The sequence below is a fragment of the Dietzia sp. UBA5065 genome, assembly GCA_002415925.1.
Lineage (GTDB): Bacteria > Actinomycetota > Actinomycetes > Mycobacteriales > Mycobacteriaceae > Dietzia.
The window spans coordinates 5,021-16,491 of the sequence record DIAZ01000141.1 but is presented as its reverse complement, the minus strand read 5'-3'; the positions used below and the strand labels follow the sequence as shown (position 1 = coordinate 16,491).

Annotated in this window: 12 protein-coding genes and 1 pseudogene; 5 read left to right on the top strand and 8 right to left on the bottom strand. The window is 74.6% G+C overall.

Annotation, left to right across the window (positions count from 1 at the left end; translation table 11 throughout):
- From B4M60_RS11420 to B4M60_RS11390, 7 genes and pseudogenes are all read right to left on the bottom strand, one after another.
- Window positions 1-206: pseudogene (locus B4M60_RS11420) on the bottom strand (hypothetical protein); the annotation flags it as partial.
- 35 nt (window positions 207-241) lie between these two features.
- Window positions 242-601: a TadE family type IV pilus minor pilin gene (locus tag B4M60_RS11415; RefSeq protein WP_291083875.1), complete on the bottom strand. Its 360-nt coding sequence runs from the start codon at window positions 599-601 to the stop codon at window positions 242-244.
- Window positions 601-837, bottom strand: a complete 237-nt coding sequence (locus B4M60_RS11410) for a DUF4244 domain-containing protein (protein ID WP_291083872.1) — start codon at window positions 835-837, stop codon at window positions 601-603. The genes B4M60_RS11415 and B4M60_RS11410 overlap by 1 nt, the downstream gene beginning before the upstream one ends.
- Before the next feature lie 69 nt (window positions 838-906).
- Window positions 907-1,560 carry a type II secretion system F family protein gene (locus tag B4M60_RS11405; protein ID WP_291083869.1) on the bottom strand — a complete coding sequence of 218 codons (654 nt, stop codon included), beginning with the start codon at window positions 1,558-1,560 and terminating at the stop codon, window positions 907-909.
- Window positions 1,557-2,396: a type II secretion system F family protein gene (locus B4M60_RS11400; protein ID WP_291083864.1), complete on the bottom strand. Its 840-nt coding sequence runs from the start codon at window positions 2,394-2,396 to the stop codon at window positions 1,557-1,559. The genes B4M60_RS11405 and B4M60_RS11400 overlap by 4 nt, the downstream gene beginning before the upstream one ends.
- Window positions 2,393-3,577, bottom strand: coding sequence for a TadA family conjugal transfer-associated ATPase (locus B4M60_RS11395; RefSeq protein ID WP_291083861.1), 1,185 nt, complete (start codon window positions 3,575-3,577; stop codon window positions 2,393-2,395). The genes B4M60_RS11400 and B4M60_RS11395 overlap by 4 nt, the downstream gene beginning before the upstream one ends.
- Window positions 3,567-4,637 (bottom strand): chromosome partitioning protein, encoded by a 1,071-nt coding sequence (locus B4M60_RS11390; RefSeq protein ID WP_291083858.1) that lies wholly within the window; start codon window positions 4,635-4,637, stop codon window positions 3,567-3,569. Before B4M60_RS11390 ends, B4M60_RS11395 begins: the two co-directional genes overlap by 11 nt.
- A gap of 285 nt (window positions 4,638-4,922) precedes the next feature.
- Between B4M60_RS11390 and B4M60_RS11385 the strand changes: the two genes are divergently transcribed.
- Window positions 4,923-5,753: an HAD family hydrolase gene (locus tag B4M60_RS11385; RefSeq protein WP_414646791.1), complete on the top strand. Its 831-nt coding sequence runs from the start codon at window positions 4,923-4,925 to the stop codon at window positions 5,751-5,753.
- A gap of 372 nt (window positions 5,754-6,125) precedes the next feature.
- On the opposite strand, the gene B4M60_RS11380 is transcribed toward B4M60_RS11385, so the two are convergent.
- Window positions 6,126-6,884, bottom strand: coding sequence for an oxidoreductase (locus B4M60_RS11380; RefSeq protein WP_291083852.1), 759 nt, complete (start codon window positions 6,882-6,884; stop codon window positions 6,126-6,128).
- Between the two features lie 156 nt (window positions 6,885-7,040).
- Here B4M60_RS11380 and B4M60_RS11375 point away from each other — a divergent pair, with 156 nt between their 5' ends.
- The 4 genes from B4M60_RS11375 to B4M60_RS11360 all read left to right on the top strand — a co-directional run bounded on the left by B4M60_RS11375 (window position 7,041) and on the right by B4M60_RS11360 (window position 11,319).
- On the top strand, window positions 7,041-7,616 hold the full coding sequence (locus B4M60_RS11375) for a PRC-barrel domain-containing protein (protein WP_291083849.1): 576 nt from the start codon (window positions 7,041-7,043) through the stop codon (window positions 7,614-7,616).
- 155 nt (window positions 7,617-7,771) lie between these two features.
- Entirely contained in the window at window positions 7,772-9,739 is a 1,968-nt protein-coding gene (acs, locus tag B4M60_RS11370; RefSeq protein WP_291083846.1) for an acetate--CoA ligase, read from the top strand.
- Between the two features lie 81 nt (window positions 9,740-9,820).
- Window positions 9,821-10,336: a phage holin family protein gene (locus B4M60_RS11365; RefSeq protein WP_291083843.1), complete on the top strand. Its 516-nt coding sequence runs from the start codon at window positions 9,821-9,823 to the stop codon at window positions 10,334-10,336.
- A gap of 95 nt (window positions 10,337-10,431) precedes the next feature.
- Window positions 10,432-11,319 carry an alpha/beta fold hydrolase gene (locus tag B4M60_RS11360; protein WP_291083840.1) on the top strand — a complete coding sequence of 296 codons (888 nt, stop codon included), beginning with the start codon at window positions 10,432-10,434 and terminating at the stop codon, window positions 11,317-11,319.
- Window positions 11,320-11,471 lie beyond the last annotated feature (152 nt).

Genomic DNA, 11,471 nt, shown 5'->3' with positions numbered 1-11,471 from the left:
GTCACCACCGCCCGGTTCACGGCGGCGACCCCCGAGGCCGCTGCGCACGCGTCCTCCCGCGCCTGCAACGCGTGCGCCCCGGCCAGCGCGGCCAGGTCCGCCGCCGACCGGGCGGAATGTGCGGCGACCGCCGCCCGGCCGACGAGGAGAACGGCCACGGCGACCGCCAGGACGGCGGCCGCGGCGAAGGCGGTCACGACGGTCATGTACCCGTCGTCGCGGTCCCCGGGCCACCGCGCCCTCACCCCGGTGTCCCCGGTTCCACGCGCGCGACCGCGCGACCGGAGAGCACGACGCCCGGCAGGCCGCGGGCGGGGGCGCTGACCCGCGCGGTGACGTACTGCTCGGCGCCGTCGACCGACACCTCCGTCCCCGGTGCCGCCGCGCGCCCCGCCGCGACGCCCTCCCTCGCGCCGGACACCGCTGCCACCCGGGCGGCCTCGCGCGCGGCGTCCACGACCCGGATCTGGGTGAGCGCCGCGGCGGCCCCCGACGCCGCGATCGTGATGACCACGACGAGCGAGGCGATCCCCAGGGCCGCCTCGACCGTCACCGAGCCCTCGTCGCGGGTGGCTGCCGCGCGGTGCCGCCCGGGCGCCATCACACGGAGGTGGTGAGCGCACGCTCGATGATCCCGCCGAGCGCGGCGGGGATCGAGTCGCCGCTGACCACCGTGTAGAGGACGGCCCCGAAGGCCGCGGCGGCGATCGTTCCGACCGCGTACTCGACCGTCGACATTCCGGCGTCGCCGGCGGGCGCGTGACGGAACCTGTGGGCCACCGCGGAACGGATCCGGCGGGCGGTGGTGGTGATCGTGGTGCTGAGTCGGGTGTTCATGATGGTGTTCTCCTTCTTCCTGACCGGGGCGGAGTCTCCGCGCCGGAGTGTGTGGGGCCGGGGCGCCGCTCACGGCAGGACCCCCGGCAGCATCCCGTCGGCCAGACCCGCGACAACGGGGAGGACGCCCAGGCAGATGAACGCCGGGAGGAAGCACAGGCCGAGCGGGCCCGCCACCAGGACGGCGGCGCGTTCGGCCCTGGCGGCCGCGGCGGCATCGGCCTCGGATCGCATCCGGCGGGCCGCGTGCCCGAGCGCGGACTGGACCGACCCGCCGGCCTCCGTCCCGCGGGCGAGCATCGACGCCACGGGGGCGAGCCGACCCGTGGCAGGGAGGCCTCGCCACGCCTCCTCCGGTGTGGCACCGAGGCGGACCCTGGCGGCCACCGACCGCAGCGCCTCGGCGACGTCCGGATCGAGGGGCTCTACGGCGTCGCCGACGGCCGCCAGCGCGAGGTGGGTGGGCAGGCCGGCGAGCAGCGCCGCCGCGAGCAGGTCGAGCATCCGCGCCAGCGGCCCGGTCGCGCCCGGCCGGCCCCCGCCCGCTGGGCCCGGGCCGAGGCGGGCCCGGTCGAGCGTGCGGGACAGCACCGGCATGCCCCGCGGCGGATGCGGGGCGCGGCGGCGGGGTCCGGGGGCCACGTCACGGAGCCGTCCTGCGGCCGGCCCGCGCCACGGCGCCGCGCACAGGGCCGCGGCGACCAGCAGCAGGGCGAGATTCATGCCGCCGCCCCGCCCACGATCCTGTCGGTCCACACCAGGCCCGCCGACAGGAACCCCGCCCCGATCAGGCACAGGATCCCGCCGAGTGGGCCGCCGAGCAGGACGCCCAGGGGGTCGGCACCGAACCCGGACCCCAGCAACACGCCGAACCCGGGCAACGCGGTGAGGATCACGGCGGTCGCCCTGGGCCCGGCGAGGGTCGCGTCCACCCGGAGCGCCCGCTCGCGCCGCGACGCGACGTCCTCCCGGAGCCCGTCCACCACCTCCGCCAGCACCACCCCGTGTCGCGTGGCCAGCAGCCACGCGCTGGCGAGCTCGGCCGCCACGCCACCCGTGACGCCGGCCGCGGACGCCGACCGGCCGGGCCCGGTGGACAGCGCCGCCGCGACGTCCCCGCCCAGCCGGGCGTGGGCGGCCGCACGGTCGAGGACGGCGGCCACCCCGGGATCGCCGGCGCGCGCGGCCTCCGCCGCCCGGTGCAGCGCCAGTTCCGGCCCGGCCCCGGCGCGGAGCGTCGACGAGGTGTCGTCGAGCGCCCGCTCCCAGGATCCGAGGGCCCCGAGCCGCCGCCCGCGGACGGCCGCCCGCCTCCGCAGATCGGCGACCGTGGCCCCCAGCAGGGCGGCCGCACATCCGTGGAGGGGTCCCGCGGCGACCGTGCCCACCACCACGGCGACGGCCGGGACGAGGAGGGGCGTGGGGACCCGCGCGAGCGCCCGGCGGAGGCCGCCCGGGGTCGACCGGGCGGTCCCTCCGAGTCCGCGCAGCCGATCACGCGCCGCCCCGCCCGGCCATACGAGCAGCGCCCCGGCGAGGAGCAGCGCCACGGCCGTCACGGCCGGCGTCCCGCCACGAGCGCGGCGAACCCCGCACGACCGGGGACCTCTCCCCCGTCGGCCCGCCAGACGGGATCGACCACGATCCCGTCCGCCTCGCGGCGGACCACACCCATCGAGTCGACGCCCCGCCGGCCATCCGGGTACCGGCGCATCCCCACCACCACCCGCAGCGACGCCGCCACCTGCGCGGACAGCGCCGCGCGGTCGAGGCCGCCGAGCGCCCCCAGCGCCTCCAACCGCGCGGGGAGCTCGGTGGGCGAGTTGGCGTGGACGGTGCCGGCGCTCCCGTCGTGCCCGGTGTTGAGTGCGGCCAGGAGGTCCGCCACCTCCCCGCCGCGCACCTCGCCGACGGCGATCCGGTCCGGCCGCATCCGGAGCGCCTGCCGCACGAGATCCGACATCGCGACCCCGCCTGCGCCCTCGACGTTGCCGTGCCGCACCACCAGCCGGACGACGTGAGGGTGCGGGGGCCTCAGCTCCGGCGAGTCCTCCACGCAGAGCAGCCGTTCACCCGGGGGGACCAGCCCGAGCAGGGCGGCGAGCAGAGTGGTCTTGCCCGACCCGGTCCCGCCCACCACCAGGTACCCCACCCGGGCCTCCACCAGGTCCCGCAGCATCGGCTCCACCGGCGCGGGGACGGTCCCGGACTCCACGAGCCTGTCGAAGGTCGCCTGCGCCGGTCTTGACACCCGTAGAGACAGGCAGGTCCCGTCCACCGCGACCGGAGGGAGCACCGCGTGCAGCCTCCAGGCCATGCCGTCCCGCGAGCGGACCACCCCGTCGGCCCAGGGCCGGGCGTCGTCGAGACGCTGCCCCGCCCGGCCCGCCAGCCGCACGGCCAGCGCTCGCAGTTCCGCCTCGGTCGGCACCACCACGCCGGTCTCCTCGAGCCCCCGTCCGCGGTCGACGAACGCCGGACCCGGCCCGTCGACCACCACGTCGGTGACCCCGGGGCTCGCGAGGAGTGCCTCGAGCGGCCCCGCACCCGCCAGGTGTTCCCGCACCAGGCGGGCGGTCCGGAGCAGGTCGAGGTGCCCGTGCAGCACCTCGGATTCCGCGCGGACGGCGCGCACCACCTCCTCCGGATCCGGCTCCACCCCGAGACCTGCCAGCCGCGCACGGACCCGGTCGACCAGATCGGTCGCCAGAACCGCCGCCCCCGCCCCGTCACCGGACACCGGGAGGCACCTCCGCCAGGATCGCGTCCGCGAGCACCCCGAGGCGCCGCGCGCGGCCGCCCCTCCCGCGGCCGAGCGATCTGCCGAGCCCGCCGGATCCGGCCAGCCCACGGACGGCCCGGATCTCGGGGAGCACGTGCCACCCCGCGATCCCCGCCGAGTCGGCGACGTCCGCGGCGTGGAGCGGGTCCCCCCGCTGGGTGCGGATCACCAGCGCGCCGCGACGCACGTCCCCCATCACCCGACCCGCCGCGACCGCGCCCGGGAGGTCCGCCCTGGTCACGACGACGACGAGGTCGGCACGACCGAGCACCGGGTCGTCGCCCGCGAACCCGCCCGCGTCGCAGACCACCAGTCCGCCCGCCCCGCGATGCGCCAGCACCGCCCCCAGCGCGCCACCGGGGGCGGCGACCCGACCAGGGACGCCGGCGCCGCCGCCCGACGGCTCACGCCGCCTGGCCCGGGCCAGCACCCGGCACCCCGGCACCACCTCCGGAACCGCCTCCCAGAGCGCGTCGGGGTCGGGGCCGCCCAACTCCGCGCGCACGTCCTCCACCCGCAGCCCGGGTTCCGCCTCCGTCCCCAGCACCAGATCGACACCCGTGCCGCGCGGATCCGCCTCGACGAGCAGGGACCGGCCGGAGCCCGCCGCCCGGATCGCGAGCGCGGCGGCCAGCGTGCTCGCGCCGCAGCCACCCACCGCGCCGACGACCGCGACGAGGACCCCGCCCCGACCGGCGACCGGTGACATGAGTGCGCCGATGAGGTCGGCCGTCCCGGACGGCAGGTGGACCACCCCGTCGTCGTCCCCCCCTGCCCCCTCTGCCGCGACCCGCAGGACGCGCGCCCCCGCGACACCGGTCGCGGACTCGGGCCGGTCCGTCACCAGGACGTCGGCGAGCGTCGCGTCGCGGGACCCCGGGTCCAGTGCCAGCGCCGCGAGGACGGCCCGGACGTCCGCGTCGAGGTCCGGGTCCGCGACGTCGACCGCGACGGCGGCCGCGGGACGCCCGGGGCAGTGGTCGGGGACCGGGTGGGGTGCTCGGGTCTTGGGGGTCACGGGGACCAGAGTGGCCCCCGGCCGGAAGGCGGGCGCCGCCCCGGAGCGCGATCGCGGCGCCGCCTGTGGAGAGACCACGGCCTGTGGAGAGCGCGCCGGACGAGGCGATGAAATGCCGCGAAATGCCGAGAAGCCGCAGCAGGGGGGCGCCGCGGCTTCTCGGTCCTACACAACACCCGGACCGTGGGGGGACGATCCGGGCTTCTCTCGGGGGATGCTCTATGTAAGAGCGTGATAAGTATCACTTGTGGGCGAAACAAAGGCAAGGACCGTATCGTGACCGGTGTGACCGCCCACCGCCGCCAGGGCCCTCGGTCAACCAACCGACCGGGCCGGATCGCCGCGTTCTTCGACCTCGACAAGACCATCATCGCCACCTCGTCGGTGTTCGCGTTCAACAAGTCCTTCCTCGGCGAGGGACTGCTCTCCCGCCGGTCGATCATCGACCTGGCATATACCCAGCTCGCCTACAGCCTCTCCGATGCGGACGACGACCAGATGGTCAAGGTCCGCCAGGCCATGGCCACCGCCACCAAGGGATGGGAACCGGCGGAGGTCGAACGGATCGCCACCGAGGCGCTCACCGAGACGGTCTCCCCGACGGTTTACGCCGAGGCCCAGGAACTGCTCGCCGAGCACCGGGCGCTCGGGCACGACCTGGTGATCGTCTCGGCATCCGGCGAGGAACTGGTGGCGCCGATCGCGCGGATGCTGGGGGTCGACCACTACGCGGGCACGCGGATGGCCCTCGACGCCGAAGGTCGGTACGGCGGATCGATCGAGTTCTACTGCCAGGGCACCGGTAAGGCCGAGGCGATCCGCGGGTTCGCCGACCGGTACGGGTACGACCTCGACGGCTCCTACGCCTACTCGGACTCCTCCACCGACATGCCGATGCTCGAGCTCGTGGGCCATCCCACCGTGATCAACCCGGACAGGGCCCTGCGCCGCGAGGCGCTGTCCCGGGGGTGGCCGATCCTGACCTTCGAGAACCCGACCCCGCTCCTGCCCACCCTCGAGCGCGCGTCCGGCCCGATCGTCGGGCTCACGTCGATCGCGGTCGCGATCCTGGCGGCCGTGGTGTCGTTCGCCCGCGACTCCCGCCGGCACGACTGACCTCACCCGGCAGGAACCCAACAAGTCGCCATGGCCGGAACGACCCAAGACCGCCGGCGATCCTTGTGGGGTCGCACCATCGCCCGCACCGTGCCCCGGGCGGCATGCTCGGGGGACGGTGGCAAAGACGCCAGGGACGCGGCGGAAGAGAAGCCGCGGCCCCCCGCCCCACACCACCGTCATCGACATTCCGGAACCCACGCGACGGATGACGCCCGAGAGGCAACACCAGCCGTGGGTCCGCGCCGGCCGTCACCGACGGTCGTCCCGGACCGGCGACACGGCGGACCACAGGACGCTTGGTACCCGGATCTCTCGATGGAACCGCAGTGAGTTGGCGGGTCGGCCCGGCGCCGGCCCGCCATTCGCTCGTCAGGCCCCTGCCGCGTCGGCGATCGAGGTGGCCTCCCGCGCGCCGGCCTCCAGCGCGCCGCAGCAGTGGCGGATCCACGCCGCGACCCCCTCCTCGGTGCCGGAGACGAATCCGTCCAAGGCCGCCCGGTGCGCGCCGGGGTCCCGATAGAAGGTCACCTCCGGCACGCCCAGGCAATGGGGATCCAGCCCGGTGGACACGGTGACCAGGCGAAATGCGGCCCGGGCCACGAGCCCGTCACCGGACCCGAACGGCCGCAGTCCCGACAACTCGCCCAGGACCACCGCCGCGAGGACCGGAGCGGGCACCCCGGTCCCACCGGTGACGAGTTCGGCGAGCCCCTGGAGCCGCTCCGCCACCCCCGGCTCGGGTCGGGGCCGCCCGAGGGCCTCCGCGTGGACCTCCGGACCGGACGCCGCCAGCAGGTGCAGGTGGGCCAATTCCTGGAGCGGGGACCGGGTCCACACCGCGACGGCCCGTTCGAGCGACTCGCCGGTCAGCTCGCCGGCGACCCGCAGCGCGGCGGTGAGCACCTCGTCGTGTTCCCCGTCCGCGTCCAGCCGCACCGACGCGCCCTCCACGCCGGCCGAGGCCCGCGCCCCGCGCAGGACGGACTCGGCCGCGGTCGTCGGCCACCCGCGGCGGTTGGCGGGGTGGCGGTGCACCGTGGCGAGGGCCGCCCGGGCAGCCTCGGACGACTCGGCCACCCCCGGGAGGGCGACCAGCGGGGCGAGGGGGTCCTGGGCACGAGGGGTCACGCGGTCGAGGTTACCGACCCGCCCCCGCCCGCCGTTTCACGCACCGGAAACCACCGACACGTGGGCGGATCGGCACCCTCAACCGATGTCGAGCTGATGTAATCAGCGTACGCCCGGGACCGCCCGAGCCCGCCCACCGACGACCCCGGAGACCCCGTGACGCTCAAGGATCAGCTCGACGCGCTGCTGGACGCGACCGCCTTCGACTCCACGGGGACGAAGATCGGCGCGGTGCGGCAGGTGTACGTCGACGACGCCACCGGAAAGATCACGTTCGCGACCGTCTCGACGGGGATCTTCTCCTCCGACGCGATCGTGCCGCTCCACGGCGCCCGGCTCCTCGACGAGGAGCTCCACCTGGACCACACGCGCTCGGTCATCCGGGACTCCCCGCGTCCCGATCGCACCGAGGACGGGCTGACCCCCGACCAGGAGTCCACGCTGCTCGAGCACTACGGCATCGAACCGCAGGACGGCGGGCGCGAGACCGCCGCGCCCGAGCCCGAGCCCGAGCCGGATCCGCCCGCCGAGCCCGAGGTCGCGCCCGGGAAGAAGACCACCCCGCCCGCGCCCGGGAAGAAGACCGAGACGCAGACCACGGAGGAGACGACGACCGCGACGACGACGAGGTCCGCGAACGAGGCGTCGGCGACGCCGCCGGCGAGCGGGGCCCGGCCGGCCGACGAGCCCGGAGTCGATCGCGGCGGATCGGCGCCGACCGACGACGCCTGACCGGGCCGGCCCCCTCGCTCACCCCCTGGTCCCCCCGTCGGGTGCGTTGCCGACCGCAGCATCGTCCATGTGACTACGCTCACACGCAAACGGTCCGGTCGTCCCCGCCGTGTCGACTCCGGCCGCCGTGAACCCAACCACGAGGAGAGCTGCTGATGACCGCTTCCGATCACGACCTGTCCTTCGATCCCGACCCCGCCTTCACCGCCCAGGCCAACGCGCAGGCCGACCTCTACGACAGGGCCTCCGCCGACCGGCTCGCGTTCTGGGACGAGCAGGCCCGCCGGCTGGACTGGTCCAAGGAATGGTCCGAGGTGCTGGACTGGTCGGACGCGCCGGTCGCCAAGTGGTTCGTGGGCGGCGAGCTCAACGTGGCCTACAACTGCGTGGACCGCCACGTCGAGGCCGGAAACGGCGACCGGGTGGCCATCCACTGGATCGGCGAGCCGGAGGGCGACGCCCGCGACATCACCTACGCCGAGCTCAAGGACGAGGTCAGCCGCGCCGCCAACTACCTCGACTCGCTCGGCCTGGTGGCCGGGGACCGCGTGGCCATCTACATGCCGCTGCTTCCCGAGGTGTACATCGCGATGCTCGCGTGCGCCCGCCTCGGTCTGACCCACTCGGTCGTCTTCGCCGGCTTCTCGCCCAACGCGCTGCGCTCGCGCATCGACGACGCGGAGGCCAAGGTCGTCATCACCGCCGACGGCCAGTTCCGCCGCGGCAAGCCCGCACCGCTCAAGGCCGGGGTCGACGACGCGCTCTCCGGCAACGGTGTCGACGCCGACGGCCGCGCCGAGTCCGTGCAGACGGTCCTCGTCGTGCGCCGCACCGGCCTCGACGTCGAGTGGACGGACGGCCGCGACGTCTGGTGGGACGAGGTCGTCCCGCAGCAGTCCGCCGACCACACCCCGGAGGCCTTCGACTCCGAGCACCCGCTCTTCCTGCTCTACACCTCCGGCACCACGGGCAAGCCCAAGGGCATCGTCCACACCACCGGCGGCTACCTCACCCAGGCCTCCTACACCCACCACAACGTGTTCGACCACAAGGCCGGGGAGGACGTCTACTGGTGCACGGCGGACGTCGGCTGGGTCACCGGCCACACCTACGGCGTGTACGCGCCGCTGTCGAACGGCGCGGAGTGCATCGTCTACGAGGGCACCCCCAACTCCCCCGACGAGCACCGGCACTTCCAGATCATCGAGAAGTACGGCGTCACGATCTACTACTCGGCGCCGACCCTGATCCGCACGTTCATGAAGTGGGGCACGGAGATCCCGGCCGCGCACGACCTGTCCTCGATCCGCCTGCTCGGCTCGGTCGGCGAGCCGATCAACCCGGAGGCGTGGCGCTGGTACCGCGAGAACATCGGCGGCGGCAAGGCCCCCATCGTCGACACCTGGTGGCAGACCGAGACCGGGGCGATCATGATCTCCCCGCTGCCGGGCGTCACGGCGACCAAGCCGGGATCGGCCATGCGGCCCCTGCCCGGGATCGAGGTGGCGATCGTCGACAGCGACGCCAAGGAGGTCGCGGCCAACGAACAGGGGTTCCTCGTGATCACCGACCCGTGGCCCGCCATGCTCCGGGGCATCTGGGGCGACATGGACCGCTACCGCGACACGTACTGGTCCCGGTTCGCCGAGGAGGGGTACTACTTTGCCGGTGACGGCGCCAAGTGGGACGCCGACGGCGCACTGTGGGTGCTCGGCCGCGTCGACGACGTCATGAACATCTCCGGGCACCGCATCTCCACCTCCGAGGTCGAGTCCGCGCTCGTCGGCCACCGCGCCGTCGCCGAGGCCGCCGTGGTCGGCGCCAACGACGAGACCACCGGGCAGGCGATCGTCGCCTACGTGATCCTGCGCGGCAACGTCGACGCCGAGGAGGACCGTCAGGCGCTCATCAACGAGCTGCGCGCCGAGGTGTCGCGGGAGATCTCCCCGATCGCCAAGCCCCGCGACATCACGATCGTCCCGGAACTGCCCAAGACCCGCTCCGGCAAGATCATGCGTCGGCTGCTCAAGGACATGGCGGAGGGCCGCGACGGCGGGGACACCTCGACCCTGTCCGATCCGACCATCATGGAGCAGATCAGGGAGAAGGGCACCCGCGGCTGACCGGGTAGCGGGTGAAGGCAGCCACGTGTCGTGGCACGATGGACGGCGGTGCATCCGTCGCCTGACAATGGAGGAACAACCGTGAGCCACGCCCAGGGAACCCACACGCCGACCGGGGCCTCGATCCCTCTGCATGACGCGGACTCGATCGGCCGGGGCGACGCCAGCATCGGAACCCTGGTCAAGAACGCCTCGACCCAGGTGTCGACGCTGCTGCGGGCGGAGATCGAGCTCGCCAAGACCGAGGTGGCCGAGCAGGTCAAGAAGGCCGCCACGGGGTCCGGCTTCTTCGTCGCCGCGCTGGTCCTGCTCCTCATGTCGTTCTTCCCGTTCGTGTTCATGTGGGCCAAGCTCATCTCGATGTGGTTCGGCACCAAGACGTGGGACTGGATGGGCTTCCTCATCGTGTTTGTGGTCCTGGTGCTCCTGGCCGCGCTGTTCGGGTTGCTGGGCTACCGCAAGGTCAAGAAGATCCGTAAGCCGCAGCGCACGATCGACTCGGTGTCGGACCTCAAGCTGGCGATGCCCACCGGTGCCGAGCCCAGGCCCGGGACGGTCCGCACGACCGAGACCCCCCTGCCCGCCGCGACCCGCTGAAGACTCCCGGTCACAGGCCGCCCGACCCGTCGATAGTCAGGATCGACGGGCCGTGGCGGCATCGTGACGTCTCGGCCAACGGAATCCGCCTCCATGTGGCGGAGTCCCTGCCGGCCGACACGGTCCCCGGGGTGCTCCCGCCGCTGGTCGTGCTGATCCACGGCCTGGACGGCATCTGGTGGACCATGCGCGCGCCCATGGTCGCGCTCGCCGAGGCGGGCTTCCACGCGGTGGCCGTGGACCTGCGCGGTCACGGCGACTCGGACAAGCCGCCGAGGGGGTACGACGCCTGGACGCTGTCCGCCGACATCACCAACCTGATCCGCGCTCTCGGGCACTCCTCCGCGGTGATCGTGGGGCAGGGGGAGGGCGGATTCGTCGCGTGGACCGCTGCGTACCGGCGGCCGCGCGCGGTGCGGGGCCTCGTCGTCGTCGGCTCCCCCCACCCGCTCGCCACCCGCCACGCCGCGCTCCGCGACCCCGTGCAGCGCCGCGCCCTGGCCCCCCGCCTCCTGGCGGACCAGGCCCCCCGCCTGCCCGAACGCCGGCTCACCGCGAACGGCGCGGCGGCGGTCGAGGACACGCTCCGAGCCCGCTCCGGGCGGTCCTGGCCGGAGACCACCGACTTCCGCGAGTCCGCCGCGCTGCTCCGGCGGGCCATGCTCATCCCCAAGGTCGCGCACCTGTCGCTGGAGAGTCGGCGCTGGATGGTCCGCAGCCAGCTCCGCCCCGACGGTCGCGACTTCCGGCGTACCGTCTCCCGCGTGGTGGACCAGCCGGTGCTGGGCATCAGCGGCGCCGAGGACACGTTCATCCGGCCTGAGACGGTGCGCGCGTCCGCCCGGTGGGCCCGCGATTTCCACGCCGAGCTCGTCCCCGGGGCCGGCCACTACCCCGCGATGGAATCCCCGGCCGCGACGTCCCGGCTGATCGTGGACTTCGCCCGGCGCGTGAGCGGACCCCCGTCCGGTCCGCCCGGCTAGCGCACCCGGCCCCTCCGCCCCGCGGCGTACGCTGCCCCTCCGCCCCGCGGCGTACGCTGCCCCTCCGACCTGCGCTGCCTCTCTGCACGCGATTACCGGGGTCGCGCTGCGGGAATGGACCATTCCGCCAGCGCAAGCCGGGGAGGCAGCGC

Bases quoted from the DNA above. Each gene is read 5' to 3' on its own strand.
- B4M60_RS11415 (WP_291083875.1), bottom strand. From the start codon at position 601: ATGGCGCCCGGGCGGCACCGCGCGGCAGCCACCCGCGACGAGGGCTCG.
- B4M60_RS11410 (WP_291083872.1), bottom strand. From the start codon at position 837: ATGAACACCCGACTCAGCACCACGATCACCACCACCGCCCGCCGGATC.
- B4M60_RS11405 (WP_291083869.1), bottom strand. From the start codon at position 1,560: ATGAATCTCGCCCTGCTGCTGGTCGCCGCGGCCCTGTGCGCGGCGCCG.
- acs (WP_291083846.1), top strand. From the start codon at position 7,772: ATGACCGCTTCCGATCACGACCTGTCCTTCGATCCCGACCCCGCCTTC.